This is a genomic window from Nonomuraea sp. GTA35 (assembly GCF_041950525.1).
GTDB lineage: Bacteria > Actinomycetota > Actinomycetes > Streptosporangiales > Streptosporangiaceae > Nonomuraea.
In genome coordinates, this window is the sequence record NZ_JBGNUV010000006.1 from 134,114 (window position 1) to 157,402 (window position 23,289).

General features: G+C 71.3%; 25 protein-coding genes. 9 read left to right on the forward strand and 16 right to left on the reverse strand.

All coding sequences use genetic code 11. The features are described from left to right. Positions 1–108 precede the first annotated feature (108 nt). Positions 109–1,842 (forward strand): sensor histidine kinase, encoded by a 1,734-nt coding sequence (locus ACBJ32_RS27145; protein ID WP_375129104.1) that lies wholly within the window; start codon positions 109–111, stop codon positions 1,840–1,842. Beyond that, positions 1,835–2,512: a response regulator gene (locus tag ACBJ32_RS27150; protein WP_375129105.1), complete on the forward strand. Its 678-nt coding sequence runs from the start codon at positions 1,835–1,837 to the stop codon at positions 2,510–2,512. The genes ACBJ32_RS27145 and ACBJ32_RS27150 overlap by 8 nt, the downstream gene beginning before the upstream one ends. A gap of 1 nt (position 2,513) precedes the next feature. On the opposite strand, the gene ACBJ32_RS27155 is transcribed toward ACBJ32_RS27150, so the two are convergent. From ACBJ32_RS27155 to ACBJ32_RS27170, 4 genes are read right to left on the reverse strand one after another with little or no spacing between them, the layout of a single operon-like run. After that, positions 2,514–3,671: a DUF418 domain-containing protein gene (locus tag ACBJ32_RS27155; protein ID WP_375129106.1), complete on the reverse strand. Its 1,158-nt coding sequence runs from the start codon at positions 3,669–3,671 to the stop codon at positions 2,514–2,516. A 29-nt stretch (positions 3,672–3,700) separates the two neighbouring features. Continuing rightward, positions 3,701–4,357, reverse strand: a complete 657-nt coding sequence (locus ACBJ32_RS27160) for a GPP34 family phosphoprotein (protein ID WP_375129107.1) — start codon at positions 4,355–4,357, stop codon at positions 3,701–3,703. Beyond that, positions 4,332–4,577, reverse strand: a complete 246-nt coding sequence (locus tag ACBJ32_RS27165; protein WP_375129437.1) for a hypothetical protein — start codon at positions 4,575–4,577, stop codon at positions 4,332–4,334. Before ACBJ32_RS27165 ends, ACBJ32_RS27160 begins: the two co-directional genes overlap by 26 nt. After that, entirely contained in the window at positions 4,577–5,527 is a 951-nt protein-coding gene (locus ACBJ32_RS27170) for an SPFH domain-containing protein (protein ID WP_375129108.1), read from the reverse strand. The genes ACBJ32_RS27165 and ACBJ32_RS27170 overlap by 1 nt, the downstream gene beginning before the upstream one ends. A 152-nt stretch (positions 5,528–5,679) precedes the next feature. On the opposite strand from ACBJ32_RS27170, the gene ACBJ32_RS27175 reads away from it, so the two are divergent. After that, positions 5,680–6,375 (forward strand): DUF4097 family beta strand repeat-containing protein, encoded by a 696-nt coding sequence (locus tag ACBJ32_RS27175; RefSeq protein WP_375129109.1) that lies wholly within the window; start codon positions 5,680–5,682, stop codon positions 6,373–6,375. Positions 6,376–6,382: 7 nt separating this feature from the next. Here ACBJ32_RS27175 and ACBJ32_RS27180 read toward each other — a convergent pair whose 3' ends face one another. Continuing rightward, positions 6,383–7,030, reverse strand: a complete 648-nt coding sequence (locus ACBJ32_RS27180) for a hemolysin III family protein (RefSeq protein WP_357872783.1) — start codon at positions 7,028–7,030, stop codon at positions 6,383–6,385. 20 nt (positions 7,031–7,050) lie between these two features. Beyond that, entirely contained in the window at positions 7,051–8,511 is a 1,461-nt protein-coding gene (locus ACBJ32_RS27185; protein ID WP_375129110.1) for a penicillin-binding transpeptidase domain-containing protein, read from the reverse strand. Between the two features lie 123 nt (positions 8,512–8,634). Here ACBJ32_RS27185 and ACBJ32_RS27190 point away from each other — a divergent pair, with 123 nt between their 5' ends. Continuing rightward, a complete protein-coding gene (locus tag ACBJ32_RS27190) occupies positions 8,635–9,456 on the forward strand; it encodes a spermidine synthase (RefSeq protein WP_375129111.1) in 822 nt (273 codons plus the stop codon). A 95-nt stretch (positions 9,457–9,551) separates the two neighbouring features. Beyond that, positions 9,552–10,520 (forward strand): pirin family protein, encoded by a 969-nt coding sequence (locus tag ACBJ32_RS27195; protein ID WP_375129112.1) that lies wholly within the window; start codon positions 9,552–9,554, stop codon positions 10,518–10,520. A gap of 155 nt (positions 10,521–10,675) precedes the next feature. On the opposite strand, the gene ACBJ32_RS27200 is transcribed toward ACBJ32_RS27195, so the two are convergent. From ACBJ32_RS27200 to ngcE, 5 genes are all read right to left on the reverse strand, one after another. Then, positions 10,676–11,233 carry a hypothetical protein gene (locus ACBJ32_RS27200; RefSeq protein ID WP_375129113.1) on the reverse strand — a complete coding sequence of 186 codons (558 nt, stop codon included), beginning with the start codon at positions 11,231–11,233 and terminating at the stop codon, positions 10,676–10,678. A gap of 85 nt (positions 11,234–11,318) precedes the next feature. After that, positions 11,319–11,603 carry a 4a-hydroxytetrahydrobiopterin dehydratase gene (locus tag ACBJ32_RS27205; RefSeq protein WP_375129114.1) on the reverse strand — a complete coding sequence of 95 codons (285 nt, stop codon included), beginning with the start codon at positions 11,601–11,603 and terminating at the stop codon, positions 11,319–11,321. Between the two features lie 10 nt (positions 11,604–11,613). Continuing rightward, entirely contained in the window at positions 11,614–12,462 is an 849-nt protein-coding gene (locus tag ACBJ32_RS27210) for a carbohydrate ABC transporter permease (protein WP_357872763.1), read from the reverse strand. A 2-nt stretch (positions 12,463–12,464) separates the two neighbouring features. Further along, complete coding sequence (locus tag ACBJ32_RS27215) at positions 12,465–13,379, reverse strand: sugar ABC transporter permease (RefSeq protein WP_357872760.1); 915 nt, start codon at positions 13,377–13,379, stop codon at positions 12,465–12,467. Positions 13,380–13,382: 3 nt separating this feature from the next. Continuing rightward, positions 13,383–14,825 (reverse strand): N-acetylglucosamine/diacetylchitobiose ABC transporter substrate-binding protein, encoded by a 1,443-nt coding sequence (gene ngcE, locus ACBJ32_RS27220; RefSeq protein WP_375129115.1) that lies wholly within the window; start codon positions 14,823–14,825, stop codon positions 13,383–13,385. A 144-nt stretch (positions 14,826–14,969) separates the two neighbouring features. Here ngcE and ACBJ32_RS27225 point away from each other — a divergent pair, with 144 nt between their 5' ends. After that, a complete protein-coding gene (locus ACBJ32_RS27225; RefSeq protein ID WP_375129116.1) occupies positions 14,970–16,202 on the forward strand; it encodes an alkyl sulfatase dimerization domain-containing protein in 1,233 nt (410 codons plus the stop codon). On the opposite strand, the gene ACBJ32_RS27230 is transcribed toward ACBJ32_RS27225, so the two are convergent. Together ACBJ32_RS27230 and ACBJ32_RS27235 are read right to left on the reverse strand one after the other, a co-directional pair. Then, a complete protein-coding gene (locus ACBJ32_RS27230) occupies positions 16,199–17,095 on the reverse strand; it encodes a hypothetical protein (protein WP_375129117.1) in 897 nt (298 codons plus the stop codon). The genes ACBJ32_RS27225 and ACBJ32_RS27230 overlap by 4 nt on opposite strands. Then, positions 17,092–17,649, reverse strand: a complete 558-nt coding sequence (locus ACBJ32_RS27235) for an RNA polymerase sigma factor (RefSeq protein ID WP_375129118.1) — start codon at positions 17,647–17,649, stop codon at positions 17,092–17,094. The genes ACBJ32_RS27230 and ACBJ32_RS27235 overlap by 4 nt, the downstream gene beginning before the upstream one ends. An 85-nt stretch (positions 17,650–17,734) precedes the next feature. Here ACBJ32_RS27235 and ACBJ32_RS27240 point away from each other — a divergent pair, with 85 nt between their 5' ends. Beyond that, a complete protein-coding gene (locus ACBJ32_RS27240; protein WP_357872744.1) occupies positions 17,735–18,160 on the forward strand; it encodes an NUDIX domain-containing protein in 426 nt (141 codons plus the stop codon). Positions 18,161–18,256: 96 nt separating this feature from the next. Here the strand turns inward: ACBJ32_RS27240 and ACBJ32_RS27245 are convergent, their stop codons facing one another. Then, positions 18,257–19,474, reverse strand: a complete 1,218-nt coding sequence (locus ACBJ32_RS27245; protein WP_375129119.1) for an aminotransferase class III-fold pyridoxal phosphate-dependent enzyme — start codon at positions 19,472–19,474, stop codon at positions 18,257–18,259. A gap of 11 nt (positions 19,475–19,485) precedes the next feature. Next, positions 19,486–20,403, reverse strand: a complete 918-nt coding sequence (locus ACBJ32_RS27250) for a carbohydrate kinase family protein (protein WP_375129121.1) — start codon at positions 20,401–20,403, stop codon at positions 19,486–19,488. Positions 20,404–20,450: 47 nt separating this feature from the next. On the opposite strand from ACBJ32_RS27250, the gene ACBJ32_RS27255 reads away from it, so the two are divergent. Together ACBJ32_RS27255 and ACBJ32_RS27260 are read left to right on the forward strand one after the other, a co-directional pair. Beyond that, positions 20,451–21,035, forward strand: a complete 585-nt coding sequence (locus ACBJ32_RS27255) for a TetR/AcrR family transcriptional regulator (RefSeq protein ID WP_375129122.1) — start codon at positions 20,451–20,453, stop codon at positions 21,033–21,035. A 45-nt stretch (positions 21,036–21,080) separates the two neighbouring features. After that, positions 21,081–21,707, forward strand: a complete 627-nt coding sequence (locus ACBJ32_RS27260) for a class II aldolase/adducin family protein (protein ID WP_375129123.1) — start codon at positions 21,081–21,083, stop codon at positions 21,705–21,707. On the opposite strand, the gene ACBJ32_RS27265 is transcribed toward ACBJ32_RS27260, so the two are convergent. Then, the gene (locus tag ACBJ32_RS27265) at positions 21,702–23,270 is read right to left on the reverse strand and encodes a DUF885 domain-containing protein (protein WP_375129124.1); all 1,569 of its coding nucleotides are present in this window, start codon (positions 23,268–23,270) and stop codon (positions 21,702–21,704) included. The two genes, ACBJ32_RS27260 and ACBJ32_RS27265, sit on opposite strands and share 6 nt — an antisense overlap. Between the last annotated feature and the right edge of the window lie 19 nt (positions 23,271–23,289).

A 23,289-nucleotide genomic window follows, 5' to 3' on the forward strand; every position in this document is an offset into this window, starting at 1 on the left:
CTCGCGGCCACCGTGCGAGCCGCCGTTCCGGCAGGTGCGGATGGCCGCAGGAAATATGCGGATAACCTCATGGACGTCTCTCCCGAACGCTTGTCACGATGGGGCCCCATGAGTTCCAGGCTGGTGGCCGGGCCACTGGCGTTGATCGCCGCCGGCGGGGTGGTGGCAGGCCCGCTGCTGGAGAGCGGCCTGCCCGCCCCGCCCCAGCAGTGGGTGTTCATCGTGTTCACCCTGCCGCTGCCCGCGCTGGGCTGGCTGCTGGCCGTCAGGCGCCCCGAGCTGCGCTACGGCTGGTTGCTGCTGGCCGCCGCCCTGACGCTCGGGCTCGCCCTGCTCGGCGTCGGCCTGTCGGCCCGTGGCGACGGGCACCCGGTCCTCACCGCCCTCGGCTCGCTGAGCGCGGTGTTCTACGGCCTCACCTGGATCTTCGTGCCGCTGCTGTTCCCCGACGGGCGGCTGCCCTCACGCCGGTGGCGGGCCGTGGCGTGGATCTCGGGCGCCGCGATCGCCCTGCACACCGGGGGGAACCTGGCGTACGGCCACGACCCGTACCACCCGCGCGGCGGGCCGCTGTCGGCCACGCAGTGGGCCGGCGTGTTCGCCTCGTCGGCCGGGCAGCTCACCACGTGGATCATGGCGGTGATCGTGTTCTGCGGCCTGATCATCCGGTGGCGGCGCAGCGGGCAGGCTGAGCGCGGGCAGTACGCCTGGATGGTCGGCGGCATGGCGGCGACCGCGGCGGGTGCGGTGCTGCTGTCGCTGTTCCACTTCGGCGGGCCCCAGTACGGGGTCGTCGGGCTGGTCGGGCTCATGGCCGTGGTGGGATCGTTGCCGGCCGCGATCGCCGTGTCGGTGGTGCGGCACCGGCTGCTCGACGTCCGCGTCGGGCTCCGCGGCTCGCGCCTGCACCTGGTCTTCGACCTGCGTCCGACGGTGGACGAGGTGCTCTCCGACCTCGGCACGGCGCTGGAGGAGACGCCCGAGCCGGTGGAGCAGCTCGCGCGGCTGGCGGCGGCCGTGCGCACCGGGCTGGACCTGCGGTGGGCGGCGGTGACGCTGGCGGACGGCACGCGCGTGGTCTCCGGCGAGCAGGAGGGACGGGCGGTGCTGGAGCTGCCGGTACGCGGCGGGCGCATCGCGTGCGGGCCCCGCGACACCGGCCCGCTGACCCGCGTGGACAGGAGGCTCCTGGAGGCGCTGGCCGTGCCCGCCGGGCTGGCCATCCAGAGCGCCGGCCTGGTCACCAGGCTGGTCAACGCCCAGGAGGCCGAGCGCCGCCGCATCGAGCGCAACATCCACGACGGCGTGCAGCAGCAGCTCGTCGCCCTCATCGCCGGCCTGGAGCTGGCCAGGGCGACCGGCGCGGGCCCCGACATGCTCGCCGGCCTGCGCGAGCAGGCCCGCCAGACCCTCGCCGACCTGCGGGAGCTGGCCGCCGGCATCCACCCGTCCGCGCTCAGCCAGGGCGGCCTGGTGGAGGCCGTGGAGGAGCGCTGCTCGCGCCTGCCCGTGCGGACGACGGTGACCTCTCCCCCGTCGCTGCGGGCCAGGCGCTTCGCCGACGAGGTCGAGGGCGCGATGTACTTCACGGTGAGCGAGGCCGTGGCGAACGCGCTCAAGCACGCCGCCGCGGCCACCATAGAGGTACGTCTGGCGCAGGACGGCAACCGCCTGTGTGCCGGCGTGACCGACGACGGCAGGGGCTTCGACCCGCGTACGCAGGCGCGCAGGGGGCTGGCCACGCTCGCGGACCGGCTCGACGCGCTCGGCGGGAGCCTGACGGTCGACAGCGAGCCGGGAAAGGGGACACGGGTGAACGCGTGGGTGCCGGTCGATGGGTGAGCTGATCCGTACGGTGGTGGCCGACGACCACTACCTGGTGCGCGAGGGCACCCGGCAGTTGCTGGAGATGTCGGGCGAGGTGGCGGTCGTGGGCGCGGTGGGCGACGCCGACGAGCTGCTCGACGCCGTGCGCAGGCTCGGCCCGGACGTGGTGATCACCGACATCCGGATGCCCGGAGGGCAGTGGCGGCAGGGTTTCGAGGGCATCGACGCCGCCCACCGCATCCGCTCCGCGCATCCGGGGGTGGGGGTGGTGGTGCTGTCGCAGTTCTCGGACGCGCTGTTCGCGTTCGAGCTGTTCAAGCACGGCACCGAGGGGTACGCGTACCTGCTCAAGGACCGGGTCGGCGACCTCGACGAGCTGCTCGGGGCGATCAGGGCGGTCGCCTCCGGCGGCTCGGTCATCGACCCGAAGGTGGTCGAGGGCCTGCTGGCCAGGCGCGACGTGCGGGGCCAGCAGGAGGCCCTGACCGCCCGCGAGCGGGACGTGCTGCGCGAGATGGCCCACGGCCGGACGAACTCCGCCATCGCCCGCGCCCTGCACCTGTCGATCTCCTCGGTGGAGAAGCACGTGAACTCCATCTTCGCCAAGCTCGGCCTGGAGAACAGCGGCGACGTGCACCGGCGGGTGGCGGCGGTCCTGGCCTACCTGGGGCCTGAGCCGTCGTGAGTCAGCGGTAGGCCAGCCGGCGCAGCAGCAGCTCGGCCGGGCCCCGGTGGCCGGCGCGGCGCATGAGGTCGGCGAGCAGCAGCGAGAGCAGCCACGTGCCCGCCGCCACGAGCGTGGCACCGGCCAGGCCGAGGTCGTCCTGCAGGCCCAGCCCGTACGGGTGGAAGATCGCGACGAACGCGATCGACTGGAAGAGGTACAGGCTCATCGAGCGCCGGCCGAGCGCCTCGACCATGGTGGTGAGCCGGTTGCGGCGCCGCCCGGCGCGGATCGCGACGAGGGCGACCAGGCCCGCCATGCCGATGCCGCCCGCGTACGCGGTGAGGGGTTGGGCCACCGCGGCCGCCCACACCGCCGCCGGTGACGGCTCGGCCCACACGCCGGCCTGGATGAGGGCGGCGGGCAGGGAGCCGGCGACGGACAGGACGGTGGTGATCACGGTGGCGCGGACGAGGAAGGGGCGGTGCCGTTCGGGCTCCTCCAGGTAGCGGCGGCGCGCCGCCCACATGCCCAGCACGATGCCGGGGACGACCGCGAGACCGCCCACGACCAGGCCGAAGGGCCAGACGGAGAACCGCTCGACGAGCATGGCCAGGAAGCCCTGGCCGTCCGCGGCGACGCTGCCCTTGGTCAAGGTGGAGATGCCCTGCGACATCGGGAACCACATGCCGATCCCGACGAGGGCGGTGGCGGGGACGAACGTGAGGCCGGCGGTCCACAGCAGGGCCCGGTCCCCGCGCCGCAGCAGGCCGGTCAGCAGGACGGCGGCCAGGCCGTAGGTGGCGAGGATGTCGATGGGGACCAGCAGCGCCACGTGCGCGAGCCCGATGGCCACCAGCCACCACCCGCGGCGGCGCAGCAGCTTGCGGGCGCTCACCCAGTCGCCGCCCGAACGGTCGAGCTGCTGGTTGAGCAGTTGCACCAGCGCGTACCCGAACAGGAAGGCGAACATCGGCCGCGCGTGGTTGTTGACGAAGAGGAAGTGGAAGATGTCGATGACCGCGTTGAGCACCGCGGGGCCGCGATGGACGTCGGTCACGAACAGCGGCGCGTGCGCGAACGCGATGGCCAGCAGCATCGCGCCGCGTGCCAGGTCGGGGGCGAGTGCTCGCCCGGCGGTGGCGCGCGGCCGGGCCGGCGCCTCGATCGGCATCGTCATGTGTCGCCCTCCTGGTAATGGCATGTGTGTCAACCTCCCCCGTCGGCCCCCGACTGCCTGGTCGCCTCCACGGCCTTGCGCAGCGCGGTGGCGATGGGCTCGACGGGCACCGAGAGTTGTCCGATCCGGTTCCGGTACCGGCGCGCCTCGCCCCGGCCCAGAACCCCCTTCATGTCGGCCGCGACGGCCAGCGCCGCCAGGACGCGGACGTCCCGCTCCATCCGCCCGACCGGCTGGCCCCCGCGGATGGCCCGCCCGACGCGCTCGGCGAGCCTGCGTGACAGGTACGCCTTGCGCGGGACGATCCGCTCCACCGGGATGAACAGCACCCGGTGCCGCTCCACCCGGATCAGCCGGTCGGCGGCGAGCTCGTCGCGCACCACGCGGACCGCCTTCGCGCAGTCCTTACGGATCCAGCGCCGCCACGTACGCGGCGGCGAGCCGGAGATCTGCTCCCAGACGACCGCACGCAGCGAGCCCGCGCCCGCGCCCGCGGGCTTCGCCAGGGCCCGCGCCTTGCCCGACTCGTCGGTCAGGCTCCCCTCCAGCAGCAGCTCGGCCATGGCGGCGGCGCGCAGCAGGTAACCCAGCTCGCTCCGGTTCGCCAGCCGCTCCTTGCGCAGGTCGAAGGCCAGCAGGAAGGCCGAGTGCGTCAGCGTCTCACCCTGCTTCACCGGCGTCTCCATCCGCTTGCTCCTCTTCTTCTCCGTCCGGGTCCTTGCGCGGCCGGCCGCGCGGGCGCATCCGCCCCACCCCCTCGGGCAGCCGCCCCGCCTCTGTCAGCGCCCTGCGCAGCAGGAACTCGATCTGGGAGTTCGTGCTGCGCAGCTCGTCGGACGCCCATCTGGCCAGCGCGTCGTGGACCACCGGGTCGAGCCGCAGCAGAAGCTTCTTCCGCTCGGCCATCACTGGTAGAGCGTGCCCGTGTTGACCACGGGCTGAGTGTCGCGATCACCCACCAGCACCACGAGCAGGTTGCTGACCATGGCCGCCTTGCGCTCCTCGTCCAGCTCCACCACGTCGTGCTCGGCGAGCCTGGCCAGCGCCATCTCCACCATGCCGACGGCGCCCTCGACGATCCGCTGCCGGGCCGCCACGACCGCGCCGGCCTGCTGGCGGCGGAGCATCGCGTGGGCGATCTCCGGCGCGTACGCCAGGTGGATGATGCGCGACTCGATGACCTTCACCCCGGCCGAGGCGACCCTGGCCGCGATCTCGGTGGAGAGCTGGTCGTTGATCTCGTCGGCGTTGTCGCGCAGCGACAGCCTCGGCTCGCCGTGGGCGTCGTACGGGTAGCTGCCGGCGATGTGCCGCACCGCCGTCTCGGCCTGGATGGCCACGAACTCCACGAAGTCGTCCACCTCGAACACCGCCTGCGCGGTGTCCTCCACCTGCCAGACCACCACGGTCGCGATCTGGATGGGGTTGCCGTCCGCGTCGTTGACCTTGGTGACGTCCGTCTCGTGGTTGCGGATCCTCGTGGAGACCCGGCGGCGCACGGTGATCGGGTTGACCCACTGGAAGCCGGGGGTGCGCAGGGTGCCGACGTACCGGCCGAGGAGCTGCACCACCCTGGCCTCGCCCGGGGCCACCGCGGTGAGCCCGAACAGCATGACGAACCCGATCACGATCGCCAGGGCGCCCACGACGAGCGCCGTGAGCCCGGCCGCCGCCGACCCCGAGACCAGCAGGGCGATGCCCAGGACGAGCAGCGCGATGCCGGCCAGCATGAGCACCGTGGCCACGCTCGCCATCACGAACCCGTTGGCGGCCCTGACCTGGCGTTCGTAGGTGTGGGGCGCGGGCATGTCGATCACGCCGCCTTCGGGCGCGCCCCCACTCGATGTCTCCACCATCGCCTTCCCTCCCGCTGAGTGTGACTTCATCTTGCTAGCAAAGTGATATCACTTTTCCGGCGGCGAGGGAAGGGGCGGTAGGGCTGGCCCTACCGGGCATCAGGGTGGCGGCGGCAGTGCCGCGCCTCCGCCCGCCCCCTAGGGTTTCTGCCATGAGGAGAACGGCGTTGATCGCGGGCCTGCTCGGGCTCGCCACGGTGCTGACCGGCTGCGGCGTCGGCGAGCACAGCGAGGACACCGTGTCGTACGACGTCACGGACAAGGTGGCGGCCCTGCACGTCGAGACCGACTCCGGCACCATCGAGGTCGTCGAGTCGGACCGCGGCGGCATCCACGTGAGCGAGCGGCTGGTCTGGCGCAAGGAGAAGCCCAAGAGCACGCACGAGGTACGGGGCGACACGCTGGAGCTGGCGTTCACCTGCCCCACCAGCTGGGGGTTCGGCGCCGTGGGGGTGTCCTGCGACGTGAGCTACCGGGTCGAGGTGCCCAAGGGGCTGCGCGTCAAGGTGGGCAGCGACTCGGGGGACCTCACGCTGAAGGACCTGTCGGGCGAGCTGGAGGCCAGGAGCGACTCGGGCGCGATCGAGGCCGGCGGGCTGACGGGCAGGCAGGTCGTCGCGCGGACGGACTCGGGCGACATGACGCTGACCTTCACCGGCCAGCCCGACAAGGTCACGACCTCCACCGACTCGGGGCGGACCGAGATCCACGTCCCGAAGGGGCCGTACGACATCGTGGCGAAGACCGACTCGGGCGCGAAGGAGATCACCGCCGACAGCGACCCTTCGGCCACGCGCTCCATCCAGGTGACCAGCGACTCGGGCGACCTGGCGGTCTCGACGCCCTGACGGCGGATCAGCCGTGGGAGTAGACCACGATCGACACCGCGATGTACTGCACCAGGTAGGCGGCGATCGTGAACGCGTGGAAGACCTCGTGGAAACCGAACCAGCGGGGTGACGGGTCGGGGCGGCGCAGGCCGTACACGACGGCGCCGGCCGAGTAGAACACGCCGCCCACCGCCACCAGCACGACGGCCGTCACCCCCGCGCCCTCGATCAGCTGCGGCATCACGAAGATCGCGGCCCAGCCCAGTGCCAGGTAGAGGACCGTGTAGAGCCAGCGCGGGGCCTTCATCCACAACACCCGGAACAGCACCCCGGCCAGCGCCCCGCCCCAGATCACGGACAGCACCGCCACCCGGGGCACACCGTCCAGCGCCAGCAGGGCGAACGGGGTGTAGGTGCCCGCGATGATCAGATAGATGTTCGCATGGTCGATCCTGCGCAGGAACTCCGCCAGCCGCGGGCCCAGCGTGCTGCGGTGATAGGTGGCGGAGATGCCGAACAACAAGGCCGACGTGATGGCGTAGATCGACGAGGCCAGACGAGCCTGCAAGGTGGGGCCGAGCGCGACGAGCACGAAGCCGGCGATCAGGGTCACAGGCAGCGCTCCGGCGTGCAACCAGCCTCGCAGCCGGGGCTTGACGGTGATGGTCGTCATGAAACCTACGGTACCGTAGGTTAGAGCCCTTTGAAGAAACGGGCGGCAATGGGGACAGCGGCGGACCTACCGGACCCGCCGTGCCGTACGAAGACGCAGAAGGCCAGGTCATCGCGGTAACCGATGAACCAGGCGTGCGACGTCTCACCCTCCACCTCGGCCGTCCCCGTCTTGCCCGCGACGCCCTCGGGAAGCCCCGCGCCGCTGGCCGTTCCGTAGGCGACGACGGCCGTCATCATGTCCCTGAGCGCGGCCACGACGCCCTCGTCCATCCGGACGTCCCCGTGCGGGGTGCCGTCGATGCGGCGTACCTGCTCCGCCGACAGCAGCCGCGGCGAGCGCCAGGTGCCGCTCTGGACGGCGGCGGCGAGCGCGGCCATGCAGAGCGGGGTGGCGACGACCTCGCCCTGACCGATGGCGTCGGCGGCGAGCATGTCGAGATCATCCGTCCTGGGCACGGTGCCGCAGGTGCCGCTGATCCCGGTCGCGATCGGCCGGCCGAACCCCCACTCGTCCGCCGTCCTGCTCAGCTCCTCCCCCGTCAGCCGGGTGGTCGCCTGCTCGACGAAGGTGGTGTTGCAGGAGTGGGCGAAGGCGTCGGTGAACGTGACGACGCCGCGGTCCACCTCGCCGTCGTTGCTCATGGCCCCGTGGAACGGGATCTGGTACGTGCCGGGGCAGCCGACCTGGGCCGCCGGGTCGAGCCCGCCCTTGAGCAGCGCCGCCGCGGTGATCGTCTTGAAGGTGGAGCCGGGCGGGAACACGTCGCGCACGGCGCTGTAGTTGTCCCCCAGGCGGTCGGCCAGCGCGAGGATCTCGCCGGTGCTCGGCCGGATGACGATGATCGTGGAGTCCTCCACGCCGTCCAGCGCCCGCGCCGCCGCCGCCTGGACGGCCCGCGAGAGCGTGGTGCGCTCGACGTTCGCCTTGGGCTCGCGGCGCAGCAGCGTCCTGTCCGGCCGGCCGGGCATCCTCGACACCAGCGCCCAGCCGTAGTTGACCTCCTCGAACTCGGGTTTGAGCGGGTTCAGGTACGCCTCGGCGTAGCTGTCGTTCGGGATCTTGTCGCCCTCGCTGGTGACCAGCTCCGCCGCCGACGTCTCCACCTCCTCCAGCGCGAGCGTGCCACCGTCCTTGAGCAGCGGGTGCAACGTCTCAGGAGCCCATAACACCTTCCACGAACGCTCCCGCACGGCCAGCCGCAGCGTGCCGTCGAACGGCCAGTCCCCCAGTTCGGTGAGCCTGCGCACCCCCGAGAACGGCACCTCGGCCGCCTCCTCGCCCGTGCTGCGCACCTGGCCGGGGGTGAGCTGGAGGGACTCGACGTGCAGCTCGTCGCTCAGCTTCCGGTGCCGTACGGAGAAGTCGGACGGAGCCTGGTACACCAGCCGCTCCATCGCCGTCACGTTCCCCCGGCGCCAGGCGTCGAAGTACGCCTCGGCCGTCTGGGCGGCGCTGCCCTTGACCCGGTTCGACGCCACGATGGCGAAAGCGCCCGCTCCGACTACCGCGACAAGCGCGATAACGAGCACAATCAGCCTTCGCCGTGCCATACGGTACTCCCAGGGAGGGGATCAGACGTGGCTCGTGGACAGCGTGAACCGATGCCTGGCCTGTACCCGGTGACGTTCGGCGAGGTCGAGCTGCTCCGGGATCTGGACAGGCAGGACGGCTGGGTGCTGTCCAAGGATGGCGTACCTCAGTCGTACGTAGATCTACAAGACCCGACATTTCTGGAATTCGAGTATGTACGACTCATGGCGGATGTGATCGACCTTTTGTCAGATGGGCCGCTGAGCTGCGTACACGTGGGCGGCGGCGCCTGCACGATCCCCCGCTACGTCTCCGCCACCCGCGCGGGCTCCAGGCACATCGTCATCGAGCCCGACGCCCTGCTGGTCAACCTGGTGCGCGAGCAGCTCGACCTGCGCTCGGTGCCCCGCCTGAAGGTCATCGTCGCAGGCGGCAGGGAGGGCACGGCCAAGATCTGGGACGAGACGGCCGACCTGGTGGTGCTCGACGCGTTCACGGGCGCGACGATGCCGGTGGAGCTGGCGACGGCCGAGTACATGGGCGACATCGCCAGGATCCTCCGCCCCGGCGGCACCCTCCTGATCAACATGGCCGACGGCAAGGGCCTGGCCTTCGCCAGGCGGCTGCTGGCCACGGTGACGGGCACGTTCGGGCACGTGGCCCTGATGGCCGAGCCCGGCATCATGCGGGGCCGCCGCTTCGGCAACCTCATCGTGGCCGCGTCGAGGACAGAGCTCCCCGTGGAGCTGCTGACCAGAAGGGCGGCGGGCGGCCTCACGCAGGCACGGTGCGTGCACGGGGAGGCGCTGACCAACTTCATCGCCGGAGCCGCGCCCATCAGGGACGGCGACGCGGTCATCGCGCCCGTCCCGCCCCCCGCCGTCTTCGGCTGAGCATCACGGCCGCGCTCGAACCGCATCCCGCAGCACCGGAATAGTTGAATTCTAAACTTGGTTGAGCCGGGCAGACTCGCTGGAAGGAGCGCGACATGCCCGCCGTGACCGTAGAGAACCCGCTGACCCTCCCCCGCCTGCCCGAGCCGCAGGCCGGGACGCCGGGGCGCAAGGTGCTCGCCGTCGAGACCGCACCCAGCGGGTTCGAGGGCGAAGGCTTCCCCGTACGCAGGGCGCTGGCGGCGATCAAGCCGGAGTACCTGGACCCGTTCGTGATGATGGATCAGATGGGCGAGGTCGACTACGCGGCGGGCGAGCCCAAGGGCACGCCGTGGCACCCGCACCGGGGCTTCGAGACCGTCACGTACATGATCGACGGCGTGATGGAGCACCTCGACTCCAACGGCGGCGGCGGCACCATCACCAACGGCGACACGCAGTGGATGACCGCCGGAGCCGGGATCCTGCACAAGGAGGCGCCGCCGGAGTGGCTCGTGCAGCAGGGCGGGCTGTTCCACGGGATCCAGCTCTGGGTGAACCTGCCGGGCGCCAAGAAGATGATCGCGCCCCAGTACCAGGACATCGGCGGCTCCAGCGTCGTGCTGCTGAGCAGCCACGACGGCGGGGCGCTGGTGCGGCTCATCGCCGGGGACCTGGCCGGGCACGTGGGGCCGGGCAGCACGCAGACACCGATCACGCTGCTGCACGCCACCGTCTCGCCGGGGGCGCGGCTGGTCATGCCGTGGCGCAAGGACTTCAACGCCCTGGCGTACGTGCTGTCCGGGCGCGGCACCGCGGGCGCGGAGCGGCGGCCGCTGAGCGGCGGGCAGCTCGCCGTGTTCGAGGGGTTCGGGAACCGGCCCGGGCTGGCGACGCAGGCCGAAAGCATCACGATCTCGGCGGCCAGGGAGCCGCTGGAGGTGATCGTGCTCGGCGGGCAGCCCATCGGGGAGCCCGTGGCGCACTACGGGCCGTTCGTCATGAACACCAAGGCCGAGCTGGTGCAGGCGTTCGAGGACTTCAAGGCGGGACGGCTCGGGAGCATCCCCGCTCAGCACGCCTGACCGCACCTCTGGGCGCGGGCTCAGCTCGGGGGCGACGGACCTGCTGTTGCGGCTCAGCTCGGCCGGGGACGGCGGGGCGGGCGCCGGCGCCCCGGCGACCGCCCCGTGGCAGGCGGCCGCGGTCGCGCCTGCGGCGCCATCGCCTGATCAAGCCCCTACTTGAGGGTCAGGCAGGCGACCCTGGAGCCGGCCTGACCGACCTCGGGGCCCGAAGTGGTGGTCGGCTTGGAGTGGATGACGAGGGAGCCGGGCAGCTTGGCACGTTCCAGCACCCAGTCGTTGCGGGCGCTGGAACGGCCCGCGCCCTCGTCGTCGGTGGTGAAGTCGAGCCAGACCTCGCTGGCCGCGTCGATCTGGCCGGGGTGGTGCTGGTAGTGCGGGCCGGAGTCGTCCGGCCGCTTGCCGCACGGCTTGGTGTGCAGGTGGGCGCCGTAGCGGCGGTCGGGCAGCAGGCCCTCGACGACGAGCGAGGTGCGGGTCTGGCCGCCGCCGGACTCGACGGTGACGCTGGCCTGGGCGCCCTCGGGGGCGAGCTTGCGGTCGTAGGCGATGGCGCCGGTGCCGTCGGTGCCGAACTCGCCGGCGGCGTTGAGGTTGACCGTCTCGTCCGGCGCGGTCTTGGCGTTCTGGACCGGGGCCGGCGGCCCCGCGCACGCCCCGGCCAGCGCGGTCGTCGCGGTCATGAGGGCGAGCAGGAATGCGGGCACGCGCATGGGACCTCCCACGGGTCGAGCCCCTCCGGTGACGAGGGCTCCGAGAGAGCACCACTCTAACGAGTGATCGGCCCGCTACGTACCGTCATCCGGCTTCGGCGCCATGTTTTGCCGCGATGTCATCGATCGCGGCGGCCAGCGTGAAGTCGAGGTCGGTCAGGCCGCCCTGGTCATGGGTGGTGAGCGTCAGGTGCAGGTCACGCCACCGGATGTCGATGTCGGGATGGTGGTTGAGCTCCTCCGCCCTGACCGCGATCTCGTCGACGATGCGGATGGCCGTGGGGAAGTCGGGCGCGGTGACCGTGCGCTTGATCTCCTCGCCCTCGCGCCGCCATCGGGGCAGGTCGTTGAGCTTGCTCTCGACGTCCATGCCTCCCACGTTACTTCAGGGCTCCCGAGCTGAGCCCGGACTGGATCTGCCGCTGGAAGACGATGTACACGATCATGACCGGAAGGATGGTGATGGACAGGGCGGCGAACAGGCCCGGCCAGTCCGCCTCGTAGCCGGCCAGCGTGGAGATGCGGGCGATGCCCTGGGTGAGCACCCACTTGTCGGGCGCGCCCGCGAGCAGGACGAGGGGCAGCAGGTACTGGTTCCACTGGCCGAGGACGTTGAAGATGGTGATGCTGATCAGGCCAGGTCTGGCCATCGGCACCATGATCTGGAAGAACGTGCGGGTGTGGGAGGCCCCGTCGATCAGCGCGGCCTCGGCGACCGCCTCCGGCAGCGTGCGGAAGAACGCCGCCAGGAAGAACACCGTGAACGGCAGCGAGTAGGCGATGTAGACCAGCACGAGCCCGACGTGGCTGTTGAGCAGCCCCACCTGCTTGACCACGAAGAACAGCGGCCCGAGCGCCAGGAAGACCGGGAAGGCCAGCCCGGCCACGAAGTAGTAGTAGATCAGCCTGCTGCCGGCGAACCGGTAGCGCGCCAGCACGTACGCCGCCATCGACCCGAACACCATCGTGCCCGCCGTGCCGAGGACGACCACGACGACGGTGTTCAGCATGTACTGCCCGATGTGCGCCTTGTCCCAGGCCCTGCCCCACGCGTCCAGCCGCAGCGCGCCGGGCAGTTGCAGCGGGTCGCCGAAGATCTCGGTGTTGCTCTTGAACGAGGCCAGGAACGTCCACAGCAGCGGCGCGATGATCAGCAGGGCCCAGACGGCCAGCGCCACGTGGGAGAGCCCGCCGAGCAGGCCGGGGCCCTTTTCCTTACGCGAGGCCATCTCTACAGCTCAACCCTCTCACGCCTGGTCGTCCGCAAGGTCAGCACCGCGAACGTCACGGTGAGGAAGAACAGCGCCACACCCATCGCGGACGCGTACCCGACCTTCTGGTAGGAGAAGGCGGTGTTGTAGATCGTGATCGGCAGGATGGTCGTGGCCCCGTCGGGCTCGCCCTTGTCGCCCGCCAGCACCTGGATGAGCGCGAACCCGTCGAAGGCCGCGATGCCCAGATAGATCCAGCCGACCTGCACGGTGTCGCGCAGCAGCGGCAGCGTGATCGAGAAGAACAGCCGGACGCGGCCCGCCCCGTCCAGCGCGGCCGCCTCGAAGTAGTCCTTGGGGATGGCGGCCATGCCCGCCGAGAACAGCACCACGTAGAAGCCGACCGCCTGCCAGACCATCACCGCGATGATCGACCACAGGGCCAGGTCCGGCTCGATGAGCCAGCCGACGGGCTCGATGCCGAGCCGGGCCAGCACGCCGTTGATGACGCCGTCCGCGTCGGGCCGGTACACGGCCTGGAACAGCACGCCGACCACGGCCACGGCCAGGACCTGGGGGAAGAAGAACACCACGCGGTAGAACCCCGACCCCCGGACGCCCTTCATGCCGGAGCCGCGCGTGCCGCCGCCGAGATTGAGCAGGAAGGCGAACAGCAGCGCGATGACGATGGTCGCGAGCGGCAGCACCAGCAGCAGGATCCCGTGATTGCGCAGGGCCCGCCAGAAGACCTCGTCGTCGAACAACCGGCCGAAGTTGTCCAGCCCCACGTAGCGGACGATCGAGCTGTATCCGTTCCAGCTCGTCAGCGAGAGCTGGAACGCCTGCACGTAGGGGCTGATGACGAAGACCGTGTAGAGCGCGAGGGGGACGGCGAGGAACCCGGCGACGAAACCGTACGTGCGCAACCGCTCCATCTGTCACTGGCTCCGCGTCTGCTTGGTGACCGACTCGTCCTTCTTGACGGCGTCGGCCTTCTTCTGCAGGTTGGCGCAGAACTCCTCGGGGGTGATCCGGCCGGCCATGACCACGTTGATCTGCTCGGTGCCGTAGTCGAAGAGCTCCTTGTACCAGCCCTCGAAGCGGGCCTCGGTGATGATGTTCTGCCCGGCCCTGTCCTGGGCGCGGGCGGCGCTCAGGAGGCCGGCGGGCAGGTCGACGCCCTCGGCGGCGCCGTTCACGACGGTGACGTTCTTGGTCTTCTCCGTGAAGCTGCGCGCGCCCTCCTTGGAGAGCATGATGCGCAGGTACTCCAGGCCGCCCTGCGGGTTCTTGCCCTTGGCGGCGACCACGAAGTTCTCCCCGACGCCGACCTGGATGGCGCCGTACGGCATCCTGTCGGAGCCGGTGACCTCGGGGATGGGGGCGATGGCGTACTCGAAGTCCTGCGGCTTGTCCTTGGCCATCTCGTTCTCGATCCAGGAGCCGACCGGGTAGAACAGCACCTTGTTCTGGAGCTGCTTGATCTGGGTCTGCGTGTGGTCGAGGCCGAAGTACGCCTTGTCGCCGTATCTCGCCTGGATGTCCGCCCAGACGGTGACCGCCCGCCTCATCGGCTCGGCGTTCCAGGCGTTGTCGACGAGGTTGTCGAGGTCGAGGATGACCTGGTTCCCGCCGATCTTCGCGGCGGTGTAGAGGACGTTCCAGAGCTGGTAGTACGGGCCCTTCTGTCCCGGGTACGCGAACAGCAGGATGCCCTCCCGCTTGGCCGTCTCACCGAGCGCGGTGAACTCCTCCCAGGTCGTCGGCACCGTCCAGCCCTTGTCCGCGAAGAGCGCGGCATTGTACCAGAGCGCGCGGTGCGACACGGTGTAGTTCAGCACCAGGTCCTTGCCGGTCACGTTGGCGTTGACGAGCACGGCGGGGGTGATCGTGTCGCGCACCTTCTTGGCGGGGTCGTCGATCGAGGGGGCGTCGAACAGCGGGGTCAGGTCGGCCAGGTGCCCCTCGGCGGCCAGCGCGGCCAGGTCCATCGACTTGGGACCGGAGTTGTTGATCACGTCAGGGGGGTCGCCGGCGACCAGGCGCGGGCGGAGCTGGGTGCCGATCTCCTGGGTGGCCGTGTGGGTGATCGTGACGCCGGGGAACGCCTTCCTGTAGAGCTCCTCGTGCACGTCCTTGGCGTAGGAGTCGCCGTACGCGCCGCTGAAGATGGCCACCTCCAGCGGCTTCCCGGCGTCCACGCCGAACGGGTTCCCAGGGTTCGCGGAGGCCGGGAGCGAGGTGGCGGGGGCGGCGGAGGGCTCGCCGCCGCCGGCGGTGGCGCAGGCAGTGACCAGGCCCGCGCCTGGGCCGGCGACGAACGCGGTCATGCCGATCCGGCGGATGAGCTGGCGCCTGGTGATCTCGCCCGGGTGGGTCATGGCGACTCCTGAATTAGGAAAGTTTCCTAAACGATTCCCCGCAACGTACGAACGCGCTCCGACGGCCGTCAAGGGGGTGCGATCGAGACGTGACCTTGCCGTGACGCTTGCTTAGAACGACTTTCTAGAAGCAGAGTGGGTCGCATGATCGAGGAGTACGCCGACCGGGTGTGGCAGGGCGAGGCGGACGACAGCATCGTCGACGCGGGCATGACGGGGAAGGGCGTCCTGACCGTCACCGAGGGGGTGGGCTGGTGGCCGGGGTTCGGGAACGTCATCGCCTTCGAGACCGGGGGCGAGCTGGTGCTGTTCGACACCAGCAGCCCGTTCTCGGCGGCACGGCTGCACGAGGACGTGCGCAGGTGGACGCGGGCGCCGCTGACCACCGCCTTCTACTCGCACGGGCACATCGACCACGTCTTCGGAACTGCGCCGTTCGAGGAAGAGGGCCATCGGGCCACCGTTTACGCGCACAAAGCCGTAACTGACCGCTTCGAGCGATATTTGCTGACCAATGGCTACAATTCGGTGATCAATCAGCGGCAGTTCCAGGCCCCGAATCTGCGCTGGCCCGACTCCTACCGCCATCCCGACGTGACCTACACCGACACGCTGTCCGTGCGGCGCGGCGGCCTGACGTTCGACCTGACGCACGCCAAGGGCGAGACCGACGACGCGACCATCGGCTACGTGCCCGAGCACCGGCTGCTGCTGCCCGGCGACCTGTTCATCTGGGTGACGCCCAACTGCGGCAACCCGCAGAAGGTGCAGCGCTATCCCCGGGAATGGGTGCACGCGTTGCGGCTGATGGCGGCCATGGACGCCGAGGTCATGCTGCCCAGCCACGGCGCTCCGGTCCTCGGCCGCGACCGCATCAGGCAGGCGCTGCTGGAGACGGCGCAATGGCTGGACTCGCTCGTCACGCAGACCCTGGAACTGCTCAACGCCGGGGCCCGGCTCGACGAGATCGTGCATTCCGTACGGCCACCTGATCACCTTTCCGGCCGGCCCTATCTGCGCGCCCGTTACGACGAGCCGGAATTCGTCGTACGCAATCTGTGGCGCCTCTACGGCGGCTGGTACGACGGAAATCCGGCCCATCTCAAACCCGCTCCCGAGGCCGTTCTGGCGAAAACCGTGGCGGAACTCGCGGGCGGCCCTGCCGCGCTCGCGGACGCCGCGCTGCGCGCCCTTTCCGAGGGGGACGAGCGGCTCGCGGGACATCTCGCGGAGATGGCCGCCCTGGCGGCTCCGGACGACGCGGGCGTGCACCGCGTACGCGCGGAGGTCTTCTCCGCCAGGGCGGCGGGCGAGCTCTCGCTCATGGCCAAGGGCGTCTTCACCTGGGCGGCGGAGGAGTCGAAACGGCGCTCCTAGCCCTTCCACCAGGCGGACGGTCGCGGCCCGTCGATCTTGGGGAGTGAGTCCTTCGGCACGCCGGCGGGGGCGGCGACGTGGACCGCGACGGCGTCGGACGCGATCCGCATCGCGCTGTCGACCAGCCAGTCGTCCTTGACGTGCGCGGCGTCGACGTCGTAGCCGCTGCCGCTGCCGTCCGGATTGAGCCACATCACCACGTAGGAGATCCTCTTGATCCCGGCCCGCTCGTAGGTGTCCCTGACCTGCGCGACCGGCTTGCCACGAGGCTTGTAACCCTCGACCACTCCCCCGTCGGCGTAGAAGTCGGCCTGCACCGGCGTCGCCCAGAGCTCTCCGGGTGCGGCGGGCCGGCCGATCCCGAAGACGACCTTCCCGGTGAGGCCGACGGGCATGGAGACCCTGCCGCACCAGGCCGAGCGGCAGCCCTCCTGCTCCGTGTGGATGGTGATGCCCGTGCCCGGCGGGAAGTCGCCCTCGGTGCGCGGACCGACCAGCTTGCCCACGTCCTGCGGGGCGACAGGGGCCCTGCGCACCTCCGCGTCCAGCCCGACGGCGCGGAACGCCTCGGTGAACTTCGCGGCGTCGGCCTCCGGGTCGTTGATCTCGACCTCGATGAAGTCGTCACCGGTCCTGAGCGAGACGGCGGCGTTGGCGTACTCGGTGGCGGGCCCGCCGAGCGGCGTCCAGATCACGAGCGCGGCGGCCAGCCCGGCCGCCACCACCCCGAGCCCGGCGCCGCGCCGCACCGTGACCCGCCGGCGCCTGGCGGGCTCGCGCCCGGTCGCCATGATCGACTCCATCAGCGCCCGCGCCCCAGCGCCTGACGCCTGCCCCACGGGCTCCCCGGCCAGGTCCTCGTCCCGTACGCGGGCGAGATCGGCGATGTTCACAGCTTGCTCCCTTCGAACGCGACGGCGCGCGAGTGGTGGATGCCCGCCTCGGTCAGCCTCCGGGCGAACCGCCTGCGGGCGCGATAGAGCCTGACCCGTACGACGTTCGCCGAGGTGCCGAGCACCTTGGCGATCTCGCCGGGGCTCAGTCGCTCCCAGGCGACCAGCGCGAGCAACTCCCTGTCCCCCTCGGGCAAGGCCCTGAACACCTGCCCGAGCCGGGAGAGCTCCTCGCCGGGCAGCTCGGTGGCGAGCGGCGAGGCGGCGAGCGGCGAGGCGGCGAGCTGGGCGCGCAGGGCGGCGGTGCGCTGCTCGTGGCGGCGCTCGCCGCGCCGGTGGTTGGCCAGCACCTTCCTGGCCACGCCGAAGAGCCACAGCCTGGCCTCGTCCCCTCGGGGGACCGCCTCGATGCGCCGCCAGGCGACCATGAACGTCTCGGCCACGACGTCCGCCGCGTCGTCCGGGTCCGGACAGCGGCGCAACGCGTACCCGAGCAGGGGGCGGTACGAGGACTCGTAGAGCTCCTCGAAGCGCCTCTCGGGATCTGCTCCCACTTAGGCTCCTCAGTCGGGGGCGTTCAACACTCACCCCATGTCCGGGATATCTGGAGCATTACGCGTTGGAAGGAGATTTTGTGCGATGAGCGTTGATCGCGTTATTGGGGTGGGGGTGGTGCTCATCGCGCCTGATGGACGGGTTCTGCTGGGTGAGCGGGTCAAGGCCGGGGAGCCGCCGTCGTGGTGCCTGCCCGGCGGGGCCGTGGAGCCTGGAGAGAGCTTCGAGGAGGCGGCCGTGCGGGAGCTCGGGGAGGAGACCGGCATCCACGACGCGGGAACGCCCCGGGTGACCGCCGTGGTGCTGGACCATCCGGAGGGCGGGGTGCGGGTGACGGCCGGGGTGAGCATGGCGGCGGGGGCCGGGGCGCCGGTGGTGACCGAGCCGCACGTCTTCCGGTCGTGGCGGTGGTTCCCGCTGGACGGGCTCCCGGAGCCGCTGTTCGAGGCCAGTGCCCGGCTGCTCGGCACGGTGGGAGCCGGGGGCCGCTATCGGGTCGCCCACGACTAGCCGGACTCGAGGTCGAGGACGGCCGCGAGACCGTCGCCGCCGCCCGGCGCCGCCCCCTCGTCCACGGAGGGGCGCGCCGGGCGGGGGCGGCGCGGGTCAGCCGAAGTGGGCCCGGGTCTCGGCGAAGGCCTGGTCGGTGCCTTCCAGGGCGGCTGCCACGTCGGCCTCGGTGTGGGCCGCCGACATGAACCAGTTGTGCCAGGGGTGGATGTAGACCCCGTGGCGCAGGCAGGCGTCGCTCCAGTGCATGGCCACCGACAGGTCCGCGTCGCCGTCGAAGCTGAGCCACGGGATCGTCACCGGGCCCGTCTGGTTCACCACGAAGCCATGGGCCTTGGCCTGGGCGTACAGGCCCTCGCGCAGCTGCGAGCCCGCCCGTTCCATGGCGCCGATGCCGTCCTCGTCCCTGAGGGTCTCGATGGTGGCCTTGGCCGCGGCCATGGCGACCGCGGAGAACCAGAACGAGCCGGTCGAGTACAGCGTCTGGGCGGGGCCCCGGAGGGCGTCGGTGCCGGTGACGGCGGCGATCGGGTAGCCGTTGGCCATGGCCTTGGACCAGGCCGTCAGGTCGGGGCGCACGCCGTACGGCTCCCAGGAGCCGCGCAGGTCGACGCGGAAGCCGGCCCGCACGTCGTCGATCACCAGCGCCGCCCCGAGGCGGTCGGCCAGCGCGCGGGCGCCGCGTGCGAAGGCGGGCTCCACCAGCTCCTGGTCCTCGAACGAGTCGTGCTTGAACGGGGTGACGATGATCGCGGCCACGTCGCCCTCCACGGTCGCCGCCGCGGACTCCAGGGACTCCAGGGAGTTGTAGGTGAACTCCACCAGGTCGGCCCGCTCGTTCGGCGTCGTCCCCGCCGGGGACGGCGTGCACCACGGGTCCGCCCCGTGGTACGCCCCGTGCGCCATCAGCACCTTCGTGCGGCCCGTGGCGGCCCTGGCGACCATGAGGGCCTGTGTGGTGGCGTCCGTGCCGTTCTTGGAGAACATCGCCCAGTCGGCGCTCGGCACGGTGTCCACCAGCAGCTCGGCCAGCTCCACCATGATCGCGCCGGGGCCGTTGAGGCAGTCGCCGAGCGCGGCCTGGCGGGCGGCGGCCTCCTCGACGCGCGGGTGCCGGTGGCCGAGCACGACCGGGCCCCAGCTGCACATGAAGTCGATGTAGGAGCGGCCGTTGACGTCCCACTGCCGGCAGCCCTCGCCGCGCTCGAAGAACTGGGGGTAGCCGGGGGCGAAGATGGCGGCGTTGAGGTGGCCGTACATGCCGCCGGGGACGACTTTCGCGGCGCGCTGGCGGAGGTCGGCGTCTGTGGTCATGAAGCTGGGTCCTAAGTGAGGAGGTCGAGGGTGGAGGGCAGGTCGGTGAGGCCGGCGTCGGAGCCGAGGCCGGTGGCGACGCGGGCGGCGGCGGCCGTGCCCCAGCGGGCGGCCGTCAGCACGTCCTGGTCGTGCAGGAGGCCGGTGAGGAAGCCCGCGCAGTACGCGTCGCCGCAGCCCGTGGTGTCGGAGACGTCCGTCTTGAGCGCCGGCACGTGCCGCGCGTCGGCCTCGGTGACCACCAGGCTGCCCGCGGCGCCGAGTGTGACCAGCACGCCGCGCGGGCCGTCGGCCAGGAGGGTGCGGGCGGCGGTCTCGACGTCCGCGGCGCCGGTCATGAGCAGGGCCTGGGACTCGTTCGGCAGGACGTAGTCCACGTGCGGGAGGAACGCGCGGGCCATGCCCAGCAGGTCGGGCATCTCCGACAGGAGGTCCATCGTGATGACGGCGCCGGACGACCGGGCCTCGTCCAGGAGGGCGAAGAAGGCCGGGTCGCCGAGGCCGAACGTGACGTCCATCCCGCCCAGGTGGATGGCGCGGGCCGAGCGGAGCAGGCCCGGGTCGAGGTCGGCGGGCGTCACGCCGAGGTTCGCGCCGGGCACGTGGAAGCTGGGGCGGCCGCCGTCGGGCCGGATGGGCAGGATCGAGGCCGCCGTCTGCTCGCCCGCCCTGCGTACCAGGCGGGAGGTGTCCACGCCGCGCTTGGCCAGGATCATCAGCAGGAAGTCGCCGAGCTCGTCGTCGCCGATCGCGCCCATGGTGACCACCTCGTTGCCCAGCTTGACCAGGTCGACCGCGGTCCCCGCGGCGGCGCCGGCCGCGGTGAGGCGGATCTGGTCGACCAGCACCGTGTCCTGGCCCTGGGGGATGTGGTCGACGGGTCTGGCGAGGATGTCGACGATGTGGACGCCGACTGTGACGACGGTCATGGTCTTAAATAGACAGACGTCCGAATAAAACGTCAAGAGGTGTCCCTATGCCGAAGATCGTTGATCACGATGAGCGCAGGCGTGAGGTGCTGTCGGCGGCCAGCCGGGTGATCGTCAGGGACGGCATCGACGCCGCCACCACCCGGGCCATCGCCAAGGAGGCCGGCTACTCGAACGGCGTGCTCGCGCACTACTTCGCCGACAAGGACGAGATCCTGCTGTCGGCGTTGCGGCAGTCGCACCGGCGCATCCGGGGCCGGATCACGGGCAAGGTGGCGGGCATGACGGGGCTGGCGGCGCTGCGCGAGGTGCTGCTGGACAACCTGCCGCTGGATGACGAGCGCGCCGAGGAGACGCGGCTGGAGGTGAGCTTCTGGAGCCGGAGCCTGGCCGCCGAGCGGCTGGCGGAGGTGCAGCGGGCTGAGGCGGGCGAGCTGCGGGCCGCCGTACGGGAGCTGCTGGAGCAGGCGCGGGAGGCCGGGGAGCTGACGGCGGACGACGACCTGGACGACGTGGCCGAGCGGCTGCTCGCCCTGGTCGACGGGCTCAGCCTGCACCTGCTGCTGTATCCCGGCCGGCTGCGCGGCCAGGACGTCGAGCGGCTGATGCTCCAGACCCTGGAGCGGTTGTAGCGGCCGGTTGGCTTCCGCTGGGATGAACCACTACATTCCAGGCGCATGAGCCTTCGCGAGCAGTTGTGCGAGTACGGCCGGCGGGCCGTCGAGCTCGGCCTGGTCATCGGCACCTCGGGCAACCTCAGCGTGCGCGAGGGCGACCTGGTGACGGTGACGCCGTCGGGCGTCGCGCTGGACCGGCTGACGCCCGAGATGTGCCCGGTCGTGGACCTGACCACAGGCAGGCGGGTGGAGGGGGAGCTGCGGCCGTCCAGCGAGACGCCCATGCACCTGGCGATCTACCGGACCACCGACGCGCGGGCGATCGTGCACACGCACTCCGTGTTCGGCACGGTGGTGGCCACGACGATGACCGAGCTGCCACCCGTGCACTACAACGCGCTGATGCTCGGCGGGGTGGTGAAGGTGGCCGAGTACGCGACCTACGGCACGCCCGAGCTGGCCGCGAACGTGCGCGCGGCGCTGGAGGGCAAGCGGGCCGCCCTGATGGCCAACCACGGCGGCGTCACCATCGGGGCGACGCTGGAGGAGGCGTTCGAGGGCACCCGCCTGCTGGAGTGGCTGTGCGAGGTGTACGTGCGGGGGCTGAGCGTCGGCAAGCCGAACATCCTGACGGAGGAGCAGCTCGCCGCCGTGGTCGAGCGGACGCTCAACCCCCCGCCCCTATGAGAGCGCGGCCTGCTCGGCCAGGCCGAGCGGGAGCCCGCCCGACCCGGCGATCCGGTCGTGGAACTCCTTGAGCGAGCCCTGGAACGACTCCCGGACGCGGTCGATCTCGATCGCGCCCGTCAGGTAGGACGGCGCCTGCGTGGGCCAGGCGCAGTAGCGGTTCACCTCGCCCTGCGCCGTGCCGGGCGACAGCGACGCCTTGGTGGCCATGAACGTCTCGGCCTGCTCTATCGTCATGTCCTCGCAGTGCAGGGCGGTGTCCACGACGATGCGGGCGGCGCGGAAGACGCGGCAGTCGAGGTGGGCCAGCTCGGTGGCCGGGGTGTCGAAGTAGCCCTGCTCGTGCAGCATCTTCTCCACGTACAGGGCCCAGCCCTCGGTGAAGTACGGCGTCCTGAAGACCTTCCTGACCGTACGCGGGCTGCCCGCCATGTACGACAAGTGCCAGTGGTGCCCGGGGTAGGCCTCGTGCACGGCGATCGAGGGCATCTGGGCCCGCGAGTTCGTGCGCAGCCGCTGGCGTACCTGCTCGGGGGTGAAGTCGTCCGGCGTGTACGGCACGAAGAAGATGCCCGTCCGCGACGCGCTGAGCGGCGGCGGCGCCAGGTAGTGGGCCACGGACAGGACCGGGCGGGTGTACTCGGCCGACGGCAGCACGTGGCACTCCTCGCCGTCGGCGAACGTCACCAGGTCCCGCTCCCTGACGAACTCGCGCGCCCGCAGCGTCTCGGCCTCGTACTCGGCGCGCATGTCGGCCAGCGTCGGCGGGTGGTCGTCCATGAGCTGCTCCATGGCGGCCCGCCAGTCCTGGGTGCCGTTGACCTGGAGCGCCACCTCGCGCATGCGCGCGTCCAGCTCCGCCCAGGCGGCCTTGCCCTTCTCGTGCAGTTCGGCGGCGCCGTACCCGAGCAGCTCGCGCTCGCGCAGCAGCGTGGAGTAGAGCCGCTCCCCCATCCGCCAGGTGCCGCCGCACTCGAAGCCGTCGAGGAGGGTGACGAGCTCGTCGAACGCCCGCGCGGCGGGCTCGGCGGCCGCGGCCAGGTCGGCGCGCAGGCTCTCGTCCTCGACCATGGACGGGATGGTGCGGGTCAGGAAGTTGCGGCCGGTACGCGCCTGGCCGAGCCCCCGCTGGACCAGCAGCGGGGCGGCCAGGTCGGGGTCCAGGTTCGCGCGGCAGGCGGCCAGCACGCCGGGCACCTCGGCCAGGCGGAGCAGCGCGGAGGCGACCAGCTCGGGCTCGGGCTTGAGCCGGCGCTGGAACGGCGCGTACATGGAGGTGAAGATCGCTCCGAGGTAGACGCTCGGGTCGCGCCGCCACTCGGGCCAGGACGCGAGCGCGATGGAGCCTCTGAGCTGCGACAGGACGAGATCTCTGTCGATCGCGTCGTCCAGGGTGGGCGCCTCGGCGGCGGACAGGCGTTCGAGCCAGAGCACCTGCTCGCGCTCGCGGGCCTGCCAGGCGGAGGCGGTGAAGTCGCCGAGGGTGTGATCGTAACCGTCGGCCCCGAGCGAGGCGGCGACGACCGGACGGTCGGAAAAGTACCACTTGAGAAACTCGTCCACCGATGCACCATATCCTGAG